Annotated in this window: 14 protein-coding genes and 1 pseudogene; 6 read left to right on the plus strand and 9 right to left on the minus strand. The window is 73.3% G+C overall.

Features of this window, described 5'->3' with window-relative positions:
* Nucleotides 1-24: 24 nt before the first annotated feature.
* Nucleotides 25-1,377, plus strand: coding sequence for a tetratricopeptide repeat protein (locus tag OG871_RS10115; RefSeq protein ID WP_371496083.1), 1,353 nt, complete (start codon nucleotides 25-27; stop codon nucleotides 1,375-1,377).
* Between the two features lie 27 nt (nucleotides 1,378-1,404).
* Nucleotides 1,405-1,905, plus strand: a complete 501-nt coding sequence (locus tag OG871_RS10120; RefSeq protein ID WP_371496085.1) for an NUDIX domain-containing protein — start codon at nucleotides 1,405-1,407, stop codon at nucleotides 1,903-1,905.
* Nucleotides 1,906-1,947: 42 nt separating this feature from the next.
* Here the strand turns inward: OG871_RS10120 and OG871_RS10125 are convergent, their stop codons facing one another.
* Nucleotides 1,948-2,751: an SGNH/GDSL hydrolase family protein gene (locus OG871_RS10125; RefSeq protein ID WP_371496087.1), complete on the minus strand. Its 804-nt coding sequence runs from the start codon at nucleotides 2,749-2,751 to the stop codon at nucleotides 1,948-1,950.
* A gap of 45 nt (nucleotides 2,752-2,796) precedes the next feature.
* On the minus strand, nucleotides 2,797-3,579 hold the full coding sequence (locus OG871_RS10130) for an alpha/beta fold hydrolase (protein ID WP_371496089.1): 783 nt from the start codon (nucleotides 3,577-3,579) through the stop codon (nucleotides 2,797-2,799).
* 133 nt (nucleotides 3,580-3,712) lie between these two features.
* On the opposite strand from OG871_RS10130, the gene OG871_RS10135 reads away from it, so the two are divergent.
* Nucleotides 3,713-4,621 carry a MerR family transcriptional regulator gene (locus tag OG871_RS10135; RefSeq protein ID WP_371496091.1) on the plus strand — a complete coding sequence of 303 codons (909 nt, stop codon included), beginning with the start codon at nucleotides 3,713-3,715 and terminating at the stop codon, nucleotides 4,619-4,621.
* Here the strand turns inward: OG871_RS10135 and OG871_RS10140 are convergent.
* Nucleotides 4,620-4,973, minus strand: a pseudogene (locus OG871_RS10140) (winged helix-turn-helix transcriptional regulator); the annotation flags it as partial. The gene OG871_RS10135 and the pseudogene OG871_RS10140 sit on opposite strands and share 2 nt — an antisense overlap.
* Nucleotides 4,974-5,070: 97 nt before the next feature.
* Here OG871_RS10140 and OG871_RS10145 point away from each other — a divergent pair.
* Entirely contained in the window at nucleotides 5,071-6,282 is a 1,212-nt protein-coding gene (locus OG871_RS10145) for a pyridoxal phosphate-dependent aminotransferase (RefSeq protein WP_371496093.1), read from the plus strand.
* A 79-nt stretch (nucleotides 6,283-6,361) separates the two neighbouring features.
* Here the strand turns inward: OG871_RS10145 and OG871_RS10150 are convergent, their stop codons facing one another.
* Nucleotides 6,362-7,231: a carbohydrate-binding protein gene (locus OG871_RS10150; RefSeq protein ID WP_371496095.1), complete on the minus strand. Its 870-nt coding sequence runs from the start codon at nucleotides 7,229-7,231 to the stop codon at nucleotides 6,362-6,364.
* A 56-nt stretch (nucleotides 7,232-7,287) separates the two neighbouring features.
* Nucleotides 7,288-8,226: an AraC family transcriptional regulator gene (locus OG871_RS10155; protein ID WP_371496098.1), complete on the minus strand. Its 939-nt coding sequence runs from the start codon at nucleotides 8,224-8,226 to the stop codon at nucleotides 7,288-7,290.
* 132 nt (nucleotides 8,227-8,358) lie between these two features.
* Between OG871_RS10155 and OG871_RS10160 the strand changes: the two genes are divergently transcribed.
* Complete coding sequence (locus OG871_RS10160) at nucleotides 8,359-8,838, plus strand: peroxiredoxin (RefSeq protein ID WP_371496100.1); 480 nt, start codon at nucleotides 8,359-8,361, stop codon at nucleotides 8,836-8,838.
* 20 nt (nucleotides 8,839-8,858) lie between these two features.
* On the opposite strand, the gene OG871_RS10165 is transcribed toward OG871_RS10160, so the two are convergent.
* The gene (locus tag OG871_RS10165) at nucleotides 8,859-9,761 is read right to left on the minus strand and encodes a helix-turn-helix transcriptional regulator (RefSeq protein WP_371496101.1); all 903 of its coding nucleotides are present in this window, start codon (nucleotides 9,759-9,761) and stop codon (nucleotides 8,859-8,861) included.
* Nucleotides 9,762-10,026: 265 nt separating this feature from the next.
* Here OG871_RS10165 and metG point away from each other — a divergent pair, with 265 nt between their 5' ends.
* Complete coding sequence (gene metG, locus OG871_RS10170) at nucleotides 10,027-11,547, plus strand: methionine--tRNA ligase (protein WP_371496102.1); 1,521 nt, start codon at nucleotides 10,027-10,029, stop codon at nucleotides 11,545-11,547.
* 52 nt (nucleotides 11,548-11,599) lie between these two features.
* Here the strand turns inward: metG and OG871_RS10175 are convergent, their stop codons facing one another.
* The 3 genes from OG871_RS10175 to OG871_RS10185 all read right to left on the minus strand — a co-directional run bounded on the left by OG871_RS10175 (nucleotide 11,600) and on the right by OG871_RS10185 (nucleotide 15,633).
* The gene (locus tag OG871_RS10175) at nucleotides 11,600-13,219 is read right to left on the minus strand and encodes a purple acid phosphatase family protein (RefSeq protein ID WP_371496104.1); all 1,620 of its coding nucleotides are present in this window, start codon (nucleotides 13,217-13,219) and stop codon (nucleotides 11,600-11,602) included.
* A gap of 114 nt (nucleotides 13,220-13,333) precedes the next feature.
* Nucleotides 13,334-14,656 carry an MFS transporter gene (locus tag OG871_RS10180; RefSeq protein ID WP_371496106.1) on the minus strand — a complete coding sequence of 441 codons (1,323 nt, stop codon included), beginning with the start codon at nucleotides 14,654-14,656 and terminating at the stop codon, nucleotides 13,334-13,336.
* Complete coding sequence (locus OG871_RS10185) at nucleotides 14,653-15,633, minus strand: JmjC domain-containing protein (protein ID WP_371496108.1); 981 nt, start codon at nucleotides 15,631-15,633, stop codon at nucleotides 14,653-14,655. Before OG871_RS10185 ends, OG871_RS10180 begins: the two co-directional genes overlap by 4 nt.

A 15,633-nucleotide genomic window follows, 5' to 3' on the forward strand; every position in this document is an offset into this window, starting at 1 on the left:
GTTTACAGCCCGGATCGGGGGATCGTGGCCGCGCAGAAGGAACCCAATGACAGGCTTCGGGATGCGATCTCAGCAACCAACTGGACCTACGAGGCCCTCGCGTCCGCCGTCCGCCGGGTAGCTGCCGAGAACGGCGAGACTCTGCGTACCAACAAGTCGGCCGTCGCCCACTGGATCGACGGAGCCCGCCCCTCAGGCCAGGTCGGCCAATACCTTGCTGAAGCCCTGTCCCGCCGGGCGGGACGATCGGTCACCCTCGTCGAGATCGGCCTCGCGGCAGCCGAGGAGTCCCTTGCCGCCAGCGCCGACCCAGTGCTCGCCGCCACAAACCTGGGCCGCGCCGACGTCGACCGCCGGCGCTTCCTCGCCGTCGCGGCGTTCACCGCCGCCGGGGTTGCGATGCCCCTGAGCTACGACCACGAAGCCGTCTCCCGCCTCCTGCGAGCGCGCGCAGGTGTGAGCCTGGCGGGTGAGGCAGAGGTCGAGGTTGTCCGTCAGATCACCGCCGTCTTCAGCGCGGCAGACGAACGCCTTGGGGGCGGCCACGGTCTCACCACCGTGACTGCTTATCTTGCCGACACCGCCGCGCCGATGCTCAGCGGGCGCTTTCCGAGTGAGAAGGTCCGGCGACAAGCCTTCGGCGCGGTCGCCGAACTCGCCTACCTCGCAGGTTGGAAACACCACGACCTAGGCCAGGAAGGCGCTGCCCAGCACTACTACCAGGTGGGTTACCAGCTCGCTTGCGAGGCGGATCCGAAGGGCCATGCCGGCTGGATGATGCGGGCACTTGCCCACCAAGCCCTGAGCCTGAAGCAGCCTCACCACTGCGTCGATCTCATCGAAAACGCACTCGGCCGGAGCCTCGGCCACGTCGACGGCCAGACCGAAGCCCTGCTGCACATCACCCACGCTCGCGCGTACGCAGCCACCGGAGAAAAGACAGCCGCCGCGAAAGCCCTCCTTGCCGCCGAAGATGCCCTGACGAGGCACACCGAACCGCAGCCCAGCTTCTCCCTGGTCAGCGGACCCGCCGCCGGTACCGTCGCCAGCCACACCGCCAGGACCCTCACGGACCTCTCCGATCACGTCGGCACCGAGCAACAACACCGGGCCGCTCTCGTCCGCTGGGACGCCGAGAAATACCGACGCGTCCACGTGCTCACGTACGCCGACCTCGGAGACAGCCTCGCTGCGCAGACGCGCGCCGACGAGGCCATTGCGACCTGGAGCCAGGCCATGGACCTCATGGAAGGTATGTCCTCGGACCGCACCAGAAAGGCCGTCTCCTCCATCAGACCCAGCCTGGCGATCTACCGTGGACGCGGAGTTCCAGGGGCGGCCGAGCTGGAACGTCGAGCCCGAGACGCCCTGATCTGACATCACCTCGTCCATGAAGGGACTGCCATGGCAGAGCCGGAGACCGTCGACGCAACCGAAGCCCCCGAACCCGCTACCGACGCGATGACCCTCCTGGTCGCGGCAGTGATCCTGCACGACCGCGAGACGAACCGCGTCGTCCTCCTGCAGCGTGGTCCGCAGGCCAAGTTCGCCCAAGGCATGTGGGATCTCCCCGTCGGCAAGAACGAGCCCGGAGAGCCCATCACAGAGACCGCAGTCCGAGAGCTCAAGGAGGAGACCGGCCTGACCGTCGCCCCTGAAGCCCTCCGACTGGCTCACGTCATCCACGGCGCACGAGGTGTGGAGGCCCCGAACGGATTCTTGACGGTCGTCTTCGCCGCCCACACCTGGTCGGGTGACCCTGTCAACGCCGAGCCGGAGAAACACGCCCAGGTCAGGTGGGTCTCCACCGATGCCGTCCCCGAAGACTTCGTCCCCACGACTGCGAGCGCGCTCTCCCGTTATCTTGCAGGCGGTCCTGACGTGTCACTGGACTCCTGGGCATAGTTCACCGGCCCGCCACAGCCCCCGGCGGGCGGGAGAGCGGCTCTACCGGCCCCGGTAGGGCAGCAGTTCGGGCCGCTTCGGGGCGCGGCCGTCGCCGGAGGAGCGGCCGGTGAGGCGGCGGCCGATCCACGGGCCCAGGTGCAGGCGCAGCCAGCGCAGGTCGGTGCGGAGCTTCTCGGTGCGGCCGCGCGGGGCGGCCGGGGGCAGGGGGGAGCGCCAGTCGTGGTCGGCGGGGCGGCCGAGGGCTTCCAGGACGGCGGTGGCGACCCGGCGGTGGCCCTCCGGGGAGAGGTGGAGGCGGTCCTCGTCCCAGAGCCGGCGGTCGTCGAAGCAGGGGGCGGAGAAGAGGTCCACCACGGCGACCCGGCCCGGGTGCTCGGCCGCGATCGACTCGACGAAGGCCTTCATCCGCAGGATCGCCGGGAGCAGCCGGGCGCCGCCCGCCAGCCGGCGGACCGGGTCGGTGCTGGTGAACATCACCACCGTGCCGCCCCCGGCCAGCAGTTCGCGGGCCGCCCGGCCGAGCTGCCGTTCGACCTCGGCGATGTCGCAGCCGGGGCGCAGCACGTCGTTCAGTCCGCCGGCCAGGGTGACCAGGTCGGCGCCGGCCGCGGCGGCCGGGCCGATCTGGTCGGCGCAGATCTGGCCGATCAGCTTGCCCCGGACGGCGAGGTTGGCGTAGTGGAACTCCTCGTCCGGCCGTTCTGCGGCCAGGGCGTCGGCGACCCGGTCGGCCCAGCCCCGGAAGTGGCCGTCGGGGAGCAGCTCGTCGCACATGCCTTCGGTGAAGGAGTCCCCGACGGCGACGTAGCTGCGGTACACGGTGGCGGTGGCGTAGTTCTCCATGGCCCGTCGATGCTACGCGCACGCCCGGCCGCCCCCGCAGGCGGCCTACCGGTCGGTAGCGGCGGGGTGGAGGCGGGCGCCGCCGCCCGTGGCGGCCTCGGTCAGGGCGTCGGTCAGGGCGGTCGGGTCCTCCAGCATCGGGTAGTGGCCGGTGGCGAGCTCGAAGAAGGTGGTGTCGGGCTCGGCGAGCTTGGCGAAGCGCGGGTCGCCGGTGCCGTGCAGCATCCGGGCCACGTCGAGGCTGAGGCCGTTGCGGAGGCAGAAGATCCCGGTGGTGGGCACGGTCCGCCAGGCCCCGGTGAGTCGGACCCGGCCGGTGAAGGCGGCGACCGGGTGCGGGGTGGCCAGCCGCAGGTAGCGCTCGATCTGCGGTTCGGTCAGCGTGGCGATCGAGCCCCAGCCGGGCCGCATCAGCCGGTCGCGGTCCGGTACCGGGCAGCGGCCGTCCGGGTCGAGGCCGGCCAGCGCGGCCCGGTAGTCCTCGTCGGGGAAGGTGGTGGCCAGCGACTCCCCGTCCTCGGGGATGCCCGTGTCGAGGAAGACCAGCCGCGCCACCCGGCCGGGAGCGGCGTCGACCGCGCCGATCGCCGGGAAGATCCCGTAGCTGTGCGCGACCAGCACCACCTCCGGGCCCTCGGCGGCGAGCACCGCCGAGAGGTCCGCGGTGTGCGCGTCGAGGTCCACCCCGCCGTCCTCGCCGGCCCGCTCGGCCAGGCCCGGCAGCGTGACCGGTACCGCCCGGTGCCCCCGTGCCGCCAGCTCCGCGGCCACCTCCTCCCACACCCAGGCCCCGCCCCAGCCGCCCGGCACCAGTACGAACGTCGTCATCGTCGAACCACCTTCCGATCGTGCGCCGCGGTCGGCGCCGCACGCACCGTAGAACCTCCCGCGGGGGGAGGTTCCAGTCCGGGCCGGCCACCCCGGGCACGTCCTAGGCTGGGGGAGGCAAGGGGGTGCGCGGATGGTGGACGAGGACGGCCGGGGCTACGGCATCGGCGAGCTGGCCGAGGCGGCCGGGGTCAGTGTGAAGACGGTGCGCTTCTACTCCGACTCGGGGCTGCTGCCGGAGTCCGGGCGCAGTCCGGGCGGGCACCGCCGGTACGGCGCGTCGGCGCTGGAGCGGCTGCGGACGGTACGGCGGCTGCGGGCGCTGGGTCTCCCGCTGCCCGCCGTCGCCGAGGTGCTGCGCGGGGACGCGGAGGCGGCTGCGGCGCTGGCCGTGCACCGGGCCGAGGTGGAGCGGCAACTGACCGACCTGCGCTGGCGGCAGGCCGCGCTGGAGGCCGTCGCCGAGCAGCCGGGCGCGCTCGACCTGGTCGGTGACGCGCTGCGGACGCCGCCGGCCACCGACGCGCTGGCCGCGTTCTGGCGCCGGGTCCTGCCGCTGCGGCTGCCGCCCCGGCTGGTGGCGGCGATCATCGACGCGGCGGTGCCGGACCTGCCCGGGTCGCCGACCCCGGCGCAGGCGCTCGCGTACGCCCGGCTGCACGCGGTGGCCACCGACCGTGCGGCCGCCGCGGCGATCCGGACGGCCGACGGCGGTAGCTGCGACGACGCCCATCTGCTGTACGAAGGGCTGGGCGAGGCCTACGAGTTGGCGCGGCTCGGCGCCCCGGACGCGCTGGACTGCTTCGTCGGCGCCCACGCCCGCGCCGGGCGCGCCGCCGACTCCCCCGCCTTCCGCCGGGCGCTGGTCACCCGTCTGACCCGGCCCAACCCGCACATGGCGGCGTACTGGACCCACTCGGGTGCGCTGCGCGCTGATCCCGCCCCGGACATGGGCACCACCCACGCGGTGCTGACGGCGGAGCTGGTCCGGTCCGTCCACGCGGCGGCGACGGTCAGTGGGACTCGGCCGGCTCCCCGGTGAACCAGTGGCCGCGGACGGCGTCGGTGGGGCGGCGTTCGCCGAGCTCCGGCAGGCCCCAGGCGGCGAGTGACTCGACCACCTGGCGCAGCGCCAGGCCGCGTTCGGTGAGCTGGTAGACCGTCGCGTTGGCGGGCCGTTCCAGCTTGCGCCGGACCGCCAGGCCCTCGCTCTCCAGCTGCTTGAGGCGGGCGGCCAGGATGTCGGTGGAGACGCCGGGCAGGTCGGCGTGCAGGTCCGTGTAGCGGCGCGGGCCGCCGAGGAGCTCGCGGACGATCAGGAGACTCCAGCGCTCGCCCACCGCATCCAGGGCGCGGGCGACGGCGCAGTACTGGTCGTAGCTTCGGCGTGACATGTGGATCAGCATAGCCAATAGGTTGGACTTTCCAAGTGCTTACTTGGTAGAACAAAGCATGCCGCCGGCGCGGCGGTGACGGTTCGGGAGGCCGCTGATGGAGTTTCGCCAGTCCAGCAAGCTGAAGGACGTGTGCTACGAGATCCGTGGCCCGGTCGTCGACCACGCCAACGCACTGGAGGAGGCCGGGCACACGGTGCTGCGGCTGAACACCGGCAACCCGGCGCCGTTCGGCTTCGAGGCGCCCGAGGAGATCATCCAGGACATCGTCCGCAACCTGCGGAGCGCGCACGGCTACAGCGACTCGCGGGGCATCCTGCCGGCCCGCCGCGCGGTGGTGCAGTACTACCAGCAGCGCGGGGTCGCCGGGGTGACGGTGGACGACGTCTACCTCGGCAACGGCGCCTCCGAGCTGATCCAGATGGCGGTCCAGGCGCTGGTCGACGACGGCGACGAAGTCCTGGTCCCCGCACCGGACTTCCCGCTCTGGACGGCGGTGGTCCGGCTGGCCGGCGGCAAGGCGGTGCACTACCTGTGCGACGAGGAGGCGGAGTGGTACCCGGACCTCGCCGACATCGCCTCGAAGATCAACCACCGCACCAAGGCCATCGTGGTCATCAACCCGAACAACCCGACCGGCGCGGTCTATCCGAAGGAGCTCCTGGAGGGCATCCTCGAACTGGCCCGCCGGCACAACCTGATGGTGCTGGCCGACGAGATCTACGACAAGATCCTCTACGACGGCGTCGAGCACCACTGCCTGGCCGCGCTCGCCGACGACGTGGTCACCCTGACCTTCAACGGCCTGTCCAAGGCCTACCGGGTGGCCGGGTTCCGCAGCGGCTGGCTGGTGGTGTCCGGGCCCAAGCAGCACGCCAGGGACTACCTGGAGGGCCTCACCATGCTGGCCGGCATGCGGCTGTGCCCCAACGTGCCGGCCCAGTACGCCGTCCAGGCCGCCCTCGGCGGCCACCAGTCGATCCACGACCTCACCCTGCCGAACGGCCGCCTCACCGAGCAGCGGGACGTCACCTGGCGCGCCCTCAACGAACTGCCCGGTGTCAGCTGCGTCAAGCCCAAGGGGGCGCTGTACGCCTTCGCCAAGCTGGACCCGGCGGTCCACCGGATCGTCGACGACGAGCGGTTCGTGCTGGACCTGCTGCTCCGCGAGAAGATCCACATCGTGCAGGGCACCGGCTTCAACTGGCCCCGCCCGGACCACTTCCGCTTCGTCACGCTGCCCCGCGCGGACGACCTGGAGACGGCGATCAGCCGGATCGGCCGCTTCCTGGCCACCTACCGCCAGTAGGGCTACCTGCGGGGCCCGGCCGGCCCGGGCCCCCGCAGGCTTCGGACCGGCCGGACGACTCAGCCGGCGTCCGGCCGGGTCACAGCCGCTGCCACAGGGCCGGGACGTTCGGCGGCTCCCAGCCGGTGAACGCGGTGTGCCCCTGGAGGCAGCGGTAGGCGGCGCCGCCGTAGGTGACCTGGTCACCGGCCCGGTACGTGGTGCCCGCCCGCCAGGTGCCGCCGGCGGGGCCGGTGGGGGTCGGCGAAGGCGAGGGGGTCTGGGCGACGTCGAGGACGAAGTCGAAGCTGCCCTCCTTGGCCGGGCCGACCTGGCGGACGTTCATCAGCAGCGCCGGGTCGTAGATGCCGTCCGTGCTGTTGCGCGGCTCGCCCGGGAAGTAGAGCTGGGTGGTGAGCACCGGGCGTCCGGGGGCCTGGGCCTTGACGTGGATGTGCCGGGTGCGGCCCGGGTAGAGGCCGGGCACGATGGTGGTCAGGCTGAACGCGCCCTGGGCGTCGGTGAACTGGTGGCCACGGAAGGCGAAGCCGGCGTTGTCGTAGGCGCCGTTGGTGTCCGCCTGCCAGAAGTCAAGCAGCACACCGGGGATCGGCCGGCAGGCCCGCCCGAAGACGTACCCGGTGACGGTCAGCCGGGTGCCGGGGGTGCTCGCGGTCACCAGTGAGCTGCGCAGCGGGGAGTCGGGCTTGAAGTACGGGCCCTCGGTCTGCTCGATGGTGGGGTGGTCGCCGTCGTCGCAGGTGGGGGTGAGGGCGGGCGGGTTGGCTCCGCCGTCCCGGGCGAGGGCGACACCGCCGCCGATCAGCAGTGGTGCGGCGCCGGCCAGCACGGCCGCCCTGAGCAGCGTCTTGCGGCTCAACTGGCGGTCGGCCGACGGGTCGTGGGGGGTCGAGGCGTTCACGGTCGATGCTCTCCTTCGGTACGGGCCGGACCGCCCTGCCAGGGTCATGACATATGGAGAGCCATGGTGGGGGCCCGGCAGGGCGGCGTTGTGGGGGGGGTCGGCTACGAAGGTACGGGCCCGGCCGGACACCCGTCGATGGACCTGACCCCGGGATCGTGGTGATTTCCTCCGGCCCTGGCACGGAACTCCCCCGGCGTCACACCCACTTCACGACGGAAGAACCGGCAGAAGTAGGACGGGTCCGGGAAACCCGCCTGCGCCGCGACCTGGCGGACCGTCAACTCGGTTGCCACCAGCAGCCGTTTGGCCTCCAGCGTCTGCTGCTGGCGGATCAGCAGCGCCGGGGTCCGGCCGGTCGCCTCCTTGACCAGCTCGTGCAGCCGCCCGGTCGAGACGCCGAGCTCGCGGGCGAAGGACCCGACGGTGCGGTCGGCCCGGCCCGGGTCCGTGATCAGCCGGCCGAACCGGGTGGCCAGCTCCGCCGCCCGCGGCGGCGCCGGGCGCCCCGACGGCCCCGGGGCGGAGGCCCGCAGGGCCCGGACCAGCAGCACGTGCAGGTAGGCCTGCAGCACGCCGGGGAAGCCGGCCTCGCCTGCCCGGTGCTCGCGCTGCATCTCGCCGAGCAGCCCGGTGAGCGCCCGGTCCTGCGCCCGGTCGGGGCGCAGCCACGGCCGGGCGGCCAGCAGCCGCAGCAGGTCGACGTCCTCGGGGTGCCTGAGCAGGAAGTCCTCGTTGAAGAGCAGCACCCAGCCGCTCAGCCCGGAGACGTCCGCCCAGTGGTGCACCTGGCCGGGCAGCAGCACCCACAGGTGCGGCGGGTCCAGCGGCCACTCGACCAGGTCGAGGACGTGCGAGCCGCGGCCCCCGGTCACGTAGACCAGCTCGTAGAAGGAGTGGCGGTGCGCAAAGCCCGCCCGGGAGAGTGGGCCGATGGTGTCGAAGGAGCCCAGGGCGAAGGGCAGCACACCTGGCGCGGGGACCTCCAGGTTGTGCAGCGGCACCTGGCTCCTGGGCTGCCGAAGGGTCCTCAGGTCGGTCACCGCGCCAGTCTCACCCGGCGGCCGGGCGCCGTCCAGAGCGGCCCCGGCCGGGACGCCCTTCCGCTCCGACTACGGACGGGTAACATCGCCGACGGACGCAGCTCCCCCGCCCCCCACGACGAAGGACCTCCGATGGCCAAGCAGCCCGAGATCGGTTCCGCCGCACCCGAGTTCACCCTGCCCGGACTGCTGCTCGACGGGGACGTGGCCGAGCGCCGCGACTACCGCCTCGGCGAGGCCAAGGGCAGCCCGCTGGTGCTGGTCTTCTACCCGGGCGACGACACCGCCGTGTGCACCAAGCAGCTCTGCTCGTACACCTCGGACCTCGACCGCTTCAAGGGTCTGGGCGCCACCGTCTGGGGCATCAGCCCGCAGGGCCTGGACAGCCACGAGGCGTTCGCCCGCAAGCACCGGCTGGCCTTCCCGCTGCTGGCCGACACCGAGCGCACCGTCGCCACCGCGTTCGGCATCGCGGTGCCGGGGCTCGGCCTGCGCCGTTCCGTCTTCATCCTGGACGGGGACGGCTCCGTGCGCTGGAAGCACGTGGCCCTGATGGGGCTGACCTTCCAGAACAGCGACACCCTCGCCGAGCAGCTCGCCGCGCTGGGCTGACCGGGCCCCCGGCCGGCGGCTCAGACGCGGTCCTCCGGCAGCCGGGCGGCGGTGCGGACGGTGCGCCCGGGCGAGGCCTCCGGGGCCGCCGTCCAGGCGAGCAGCAGCCGCAGGGCGTCCTCGGAGGGGCTGCCGGGCTCGGCGGCGTAGGTGATCAGTGCCTGGGTCGGGTCGTCGGCGGCCCGCAGGGTCTCGTAGGTCAGTTCGAGGCCGCCGACCACCGGGTGGTGGAACCGCTTCAGCCCGGAGGTCTTGTCCTGCACCGGGTGTTCGGCCCACCAGCTGCGGAACTCCCGGCTCTTCACGACGAGTTCGCCGATCAGCTCGCGCAGCCCGGGATCGTCGGGGTGGCGGCCGGCCTCCAGGCTCAGGTAGGCGACGTTCTCCCGTGCGCAGGTCCCCCAGTCGGCGTACAGGGAGCGGGATTCGGGGCGCAGGAAGGTGATCCTGGCGATGTTGCGCGCCGCCGGGTCCATCGCGTCGAAGTCGCCGAGCAGGGCGCTCGCCGCCCGGTTCCAGGCCAGCACCTCCATCCGCCGTCCCATCACCAGCGAGGGCAGGTCCGGGAGCGACCGCAGAAGGGTCCGGAGCATCGGCCGCACGCGCTGCGGGCGTTCCGCGCCCGGCCGCGGCCCGCGGGGGGTGCCGGCGGGGCGGGCGATCCGGTGCAGATGCCGGGTCTCGTCCTCGTCCAGGCGCAGCGCGCGGGCGAGTGCGCCGAGCACCGCGGGCGAGGCGTTGCGGACGCGGCCCTGTTCCATCCGCGTGTAGTAGTCGACGCTGACGCCGGCGAGTTCGGCGATCTCCTCGCGACGCAGGCCCGCCACCCTGCGCCGGCCGACGACGGGCAGGCCCAGGTCCTGGGGCAGGAGCCGGGCGCGGCGGGAACGCAGGAAGTCGCTCAGCGCGGTGGTGGCGGTCATGGCCCGATTCTCGCCGATCCGCCGGTGCGGTGCCTGGCCCTGCCAGGACCAGGCACCGCACCGCACCGGCCCGCCCGGCGGACGGAAATCGCACGGCCGCCGCCCCACCCGTGGGCTAACATCACCCCATGACCACGTACCGGTTCCCCATGATGCCCCGCGACAGGGGCTGCTGACACCGGACGTACCCACGTTTCCGAGGCCCCGAGTCGGGGCCTCGTCCGCGTTCGTGACCGGAGCCCCGCCGCACGGCAGGAGGTTTCCGATGACCCGCCCGCGCTACTACGTCACCACCACCATCCCGTACGTCAACGCCCGTCCCCATCTCGGCTTCGCGCTGGAGCTGGTGCAGGCGGACGTGCTGGCACGGCACCGCCGCGGCCGCGGCGACGAGGTCCGCTTCCTCAGTGGGACGGACGACAACTCGCTCAAGAACGTGCTGGCCGCCGAGGCCGAGGGAACGGACGTCCAGAGCTTCGTGGACCGCAACGCGGACGCCTTCGCCGCGCTGCGCGAGCCGCTGGCGCTCTCCTTCGACGACTTCGTCCGCACCAGCCGCGACCCCCGGCACCGGGCCGGGGTGGAGGAGCTCTGGCGCCGCTGCGAGGCCTCCGGCGACCTCTACCGCAAGCACTACGAGGGCCTGTACTGCGTCGGCTGCGAGCAGTTCTACACGCCTGCCGAACTGGTCGACGGCCGGTGCGCCGAGCACGGCACCGAGCCCCGGGCCGTCGCGGAGGAGAACTGGTTCTTCCGGCTGTCCCGGTACGCCGACACGCTGCGCGAACTGATCGCCGACGGCCGGCTGCGGATCGAACCGGCCGCCCGGCGCAACGAGGTGCTCGGCCTGATCGACGGCGGTCTGCACGACTTCTCGATCTCCCGCTCGCACACCCGGGCCCGCGGCTGGGGCATCCCCGTCCCGGGCGATCCGGAGCAGGTGGTCTACGTCTGGTGGGACGCCCTGGGCAACTACGTCACCAGCCTCGGACTCGGCTCGGGCGCACCGGAGTTCGAGCGCTGGTGGGGCGGCGACGGGCAGCGGGTGCACCTGGTGGGCAAGGGCGTGCTGCGCTTCCACGCGGTGTACTGGCCGGCCATGCTGCTGTCCGCCGGGCTCCCGCTGCCGACCGATGTGCTGGTGCACGACTACCTGACCGTGGACGGCCGCAAGATCAGCAAGTCGGCGGGCACCACCGTCGACCCGACCGGGCTGGTCGCCGCGTACGGCACCGACGCGGTGCGCTGGTGGCTGCTGCGCGAGGTGCCCCGGGTCGGCGACGCGGACTTCACCGCCGACCGGCTGGTCGCCCGGGCCGACGCCGACCTGGCGGGCGGCTTCGGCAACCTGGTCAACCGGGTGGTGACGATGGTCCACCGCTTCCGGGACGGGCGGGAGCCGGCCGGCGGTGCGGGCGGCGCCACGGCCGGCGGGCGGCTGTCCGAGGTGTGCCGGCGCGCGCCCGGGCTGGTCGACGCCGCCCTGGCCGGGCACGACTTCCGCCGGGCCGCCGCCGCGGTGTGGACGGTGGTCGAGGAGGCCAACCGGACCATCGACGAGACCCGGCCCTGGGAACTCGCCCGGGCCGAACGGGCCGGTGACCCGGCGGCCGGCGCGCGGCTGGACACCGCCCTCGGCGAACTGCTGCACGCCTGCCGGACGCTGGGCCGGGAGCTGGCGCCGTTCCTGCCGGACGCCGCCGCCCTGATCGCCGGGCGCTGCACCGCGGTGGACGGCCTGCTGCCCGCCCCCGGGCCGCTGTTCCCCCGGATCGCGGGCGACTGACCACCCGGCCCGCGCCCCGTGGCGGCGGGGCGCGGACCGCCGGCGGGCCGGGTCAGTGGCCGCCGCACTCCCCCGCCCGGCGGGCGATGGTGTAGTGGTCGACCTGGGTGCCGTCCTCGGCCAGCGCGGTGACCTTCATGGTCGCGGTGCGGCCCGGGTGGGCGGGCACCACGTCCACCTTGATGAAGGAGTAGCCGGTGTAGCGGACCCGGGACCACTCGACGGTCTCGGCGACCTTGGTGCCGCCCTTGGCGAAGTGGTACGTGGCGATCGAGTCGACCCGCTTCTCGTGGCCCTCGTAGCTGTCGGGCGCGTCGAAGAAGTACAGGCTGCGGCCGGCCGCGCCGGCCGTCACGTAGACCACGCCGTCCTTGGCGGGCTCGACGGTGGCGCCGCTGGGCACCGCCTTGGAGACCTTGTTGCCGAGGATCGCGTCGGTCCGCTCGTAGACGTGGTTGTGACCGTTGATCACCAGGTCCACCCGGTACTTCTCGAACAGCGGTACCCAGGCCTCCCGGACACCGCCCTCGGAGGCGTGCTGGTGGGTGGTGGAGAAGGCGCAGTGGTGGAAGAAGACCACGACGAAGTCGACGGTGTCGTCCTGGCGCAGCTCGTGCAGTCTGCGGTCCAGCCAGGCGGTCTGCCGGCCCGCGGTGATGCCGAGGTTGGCGGGGATCTCGTACGAGACGTCGTTGGCGTCCAGCGAGATGACGCCGACGTTGCCGTACGTGAAGGAGTAGACGCCGGGGGCGGTACGCGGGTCCGGGCCGTTGCGCGGGAGGAGGAAGCGGGAGGACTCGCCGCCGTAGCCGTTGGGCGAGTACCAGGCCTCCATGTCGTGGTTGCCGTACGAGACCATCCACGGGACCTTGGCGGCGACCGTCTCGGTCTGGGCCAGGAAGCGGTCCCAGGTGGTGGCGTCGTAGACGGCCTTGTCGGAGTCCTGGCCGGAACCGGCCGGGTCGGCGTAGCAGATGTCGCCGGCGTGCAGGTGGAAGGCCGGCTTCTGGGCCAGGATGATGTGGTCGTTGCCGGCCGCGTGGGCGCTGACGCCCTGGTCGCCGAAGGCGGTGAAGGTGAACGGCGCGAACGGGCGGCCGCGCCGCCAGGACCGGGCCGGGGCGGTGCGGAAGGTGCTCAGGGTCGAGACGGCCTGGTGCGAGGCCGGGTCGAAGCCCTGGTGGCCGACGCCGTAGTAGTAGGTGGTGTCGGCGTCCAGGTGGTCCAGCTCGACGTGCAGGTAGTACTGGTCGACGGGCGTGCCGGTCGGGGTGAGGGCGGGGGTGTGCAGCGCCCGCACCTCGGCCTCGACCTTGTGCCCGAGGTCCCACGGGTGCCGGCCGTACCGCAGGAACGGCTTCTTCACCGGGGCCGGGACCTGCCAGGAGATCCGGAACTGGCGGTCCGGCTCGGCGCCGAAGGCGAGGTGACGGCCGATCGGCGCCACCAGGGCGCCGTCGATGCCGTCGGTGGTGCTGCGGACCGGCGCGGCCGGATCGGCGTACGCCGTGCCGGAGCCGAGCGCACCGCCGACGGCGAGCACGCCGACCGTGACGGCGCTGGAACGCAGCAGCTTGCGGCGGGAGAGCGTGCTGCGCAGGTACTCGTGCTGCTCGGCCATGCTCATCCGGTCGGCGAGCTTCTCGGGCACGCCCATGCGGGGGATATCCATGGCGGAGAGATTCGCACCGCGCGGTGGCGCGTGCACGGACGTTCGGTGAACGAGCGACTGACGGCGAGTCTGCCGGTGCGCAAGATTGCGCCATGGGTTCGCAAAGTGCGGCACCTACGACTCCTCGACGGGTTCGGCCGGCCGCAGGCGGCGGGCCGCCCAGACCCCGCCGGCGATCATGAACAGACCGCCGACCGCGAGGACCGTGTCGATCCGGCCGAAGTGCACCCCCGCGACCTCGGTGTCCAGCCCGCGCAGCGCGGTACTGGCCAGGAATCCCGCCAGCGCCATCGTGGAGATCGCGGCGAGCTGCTGCACCGGGCCGATCACCGTGACCACCCGGCCGAGCAGGTGCTGCGGGGTGACGCCCAGCAGCAACGGGCCCACCACCACGTTCACCGCGCCCACCGGCAGGCCGATCAGGGCGAGCACCACCAGGGCGAGCGGCAGTGCGGTGAGCCGGGAGTAGAGGACGACCCCGGCGCCGGTCAGCACCAGGCAGAGCCAGTAGATCCGGTGGTCGCTCAGCTTGCCGGAGACCGCGCCCGCCAGCAGCCCGCCGAGCAGCGTCCCGACCGCGAACCCGGCGCCCAGGGTGCCCAGCCAGGAGGCCGCGGAGTGCAGGTTGTCGGTGACGAAGAAGACGTCCAGCACATTGAGCGCGCCGACACCGAGGGTGTACACGCACACCGAGCCGAGCAGGGCCATCAGGACGCGGTTGTGCACGAAGAAGCTGATGCCCTCCCGGAAGTCGGCCCGGAAGGTGGACGGCCCCCGGTCCGCCGGGCGCTCGGTGGGCGCCACCACCAGCGACCTGATCAGCAGGAAGGACAGCACGAACGAGCAGGCGTTGGCCACCAGGGCCCACTGCACTCCGGCGGTGAACAGCAGCGGCGCCGCCAGCGGCGGGCCGATGATGCCCGCCGCGCTGCCGGTCGCGGAGGTGAGGCTGAACGCCCGGGTGCGGTCCGCCTTGGGGACGGTCGCGCCGATCACCGCCAGCCGGGCCGGGTTGAAGAACTGCCCGGCGCCCGCGCAGACCGCGACCGCGGCGTAGACCAGGGCGAGGGCGACTCCGGTGGGCAGCCGGTCGCCCGCGAGCGGCACCAGCAGCAGGGCCAGGATCACGGTGGCCCGCAGCGCGTCGGTGGCGAGCATCAGCCGCCGCCGGTCCCACCGGTCCACGAACACCCCGGCCACCGGCCCGACCAGCAGGGTCGGCACGGCCGCCGCCAGCAGCACACCGCTGACCGCCGCCGGCGCCCAGCTCTGCCCCTTGGCGAGCACCGTGCCGACCCAGAGCACGACAGTGGTGTCGAAGACGAAGTCGCCGACCACCGAGACCGCCTGGCCGAGCCAGAGCCGATGCCAGTTGCGGTTGTGCCGCAGGCCGTCGGCCTGCTTCGGTGGAGCCTGGGCCGGCACGGTGTCGGTCATCTCGCCTCCCTCGGGCGGTGCGGGGCCGGGCGGGGCGGCCCCGAGTGGGTGAGGGCGCGCAGCAGGGAGCCGCCGCCGGTGGGGACGGACCGCGGCCGGGCCGGCCGGATCCGGTCGGCCGTCTCCTTGGCGTCGGCCGCGGCCGGCGCCGCCGCCAGCCGTCTCCTGAGCTCGGCCGCCCGCTCGGTCAACTGCCGCTCGAACTCCTCTGGTTCGAGCCGGTGGAAGCCGTACGGCAGGCACTCGCGGAACGCCTCGGCGGCCAGCACCCGGTCCACCAGCGGGCGCAGCACCGCGCCCCAGGTGACCGGGCGCAGCGCCACCGACAGATGGACGGACGCCTCCTCGGTGGCGTCCCCGACGTGGACGAAGCCGCGCGGGATGTACAGGCACTCGCCCGCCCGCAGGACCACGTCCAGCAGTGGATCGGGCTCCGGGCCGGGCCGGGCCGCCGACCACTCGCGGACCGGCCAGCGCTCCGGCGGCCGGGAGACCCGCCAGCGTTTGGAACCGTGCACCTGGCGCACCAGCACGCCGGCCGTGTCGTAGTGCGGGGCGACGCCGCGCGCACCGGCCGGGGTGAGGAAGGCCGCGCAGTAGGTGGCGAAGCCGGTCTCGTCCGTCAACTCCCGGCAGAACGCGGCGACCTGGGGGCAGTAGGTCTGCAACTCCTCCAGGACGAGCGTGGCACCGGCGGCGACCTCGCGCTCCACCGCGCGGCCGTCCACCAGCAGCTCGCGGCGGCCGGCGGACCGTTCCCGGCCGCGGCCGACCCGGGCGGCGGGCACCTCCTCGCCGTCCCGGAAGAGCCGGACCGACGGCACCGGCAGACCGGTGGTGTGGATCAGCCGCTCGGCGGTGCGGGCGTCGAAGACGTCGGAGAAGGAGCCCAGGGCCACGGCGACGAACGGTTCGTCCTCCCAGTGCTCCCTGAGCCGGTCGGGGTCGCCGACCAGGCGGGCCACGCTGCCGGCCAC

It is taken from the genome of Kitasatospora sp. NBC_00374 (assembly GCF_041434935.1).
Lineage (GTDB): Bacteria > Actinomycetota > Actinomycetes > Streptomycetales > Streptomycetaceae > Kitasatospora.

Bases quoted from the DNA above. Each gene is read 5' to 3' on its own strand.
- OG871_RS10150 (WP_371496095.1), bottom strand. From the start codon at position 7,231: ATGACCCTGGCAGGGCGGTCCGGCCCGTACCGAAGGAGAGCATCGACC.
- OG871_RS10160 (WP_371496100.1), top strand. From the start codon at position 8,359: ATGGCCAAGCAGCCCGAGATCGGTTCCGCCGCACCCGAGTTCACCCTG.
- metG (WP_371496102.1), top strand. From the start codon at position 10,027: ATGACCCGCCCGCGCTACTACGTCACCACCACCATCCCGTACGTCAAC.
- OG871_RS10125 (WP_371496087.1), bottom strand. From the start codon at position 2,751: ATGGAGAACTACGCCACCGCCACCGTGTACCGCAGCTACGTCGCCGTC.
- OG871_RS10120 (WP_371496085.1), top strand. From the start codon at position 1,405: ATGGCAGAGCCGGAGACCGTCGACGCAACCGAAGCCCCCGAACCCGCT.
- OG871_RS10135 (WP_371496091.1), top strand. From the start codon at position 3,713: ATGGTGGACGAGGACGGCCGGGGCTACGGCATCGGCGAGCTGGCCGAG.
- OG871_RS10175 (WP_371496104.1), bottom strand. From the start codon at position 13,219: ATGGATATCCCCCGCATGGGCGTGCCCGAGAAGCTCGCCGACCGGATG.
- OG871_RS10130 (WP_371496089.1), bottom strand. From the start codon at position 3,579: ATGACGACGTTCGTACTGGTGCCGGGCGGCTGGGGCGGGGCCTGGGTG.
- OG871_RS10165 (WP_371496101.1), bottom strand. From the start codon at position 9,761: ATGACCGCCACCACCGCGCTGAGCGACTTCCTGCGTTCCCGCCGCGCC.
- OG871_RS10145 (WP_371496093.1), top strand. From the start codon at position 5,071: ATGGAGTTTCGCCAGTCCAGCAAGCTGAAGGACGTGTGCTACGAGATC.
- OG871_RS10180 (WP_371496106.1), bottom strand. From the start codon at position 14,656: ATGACCGACACCGTGCCGGCCCAGGCTCCACCGAAGCAGGCCGACGGC.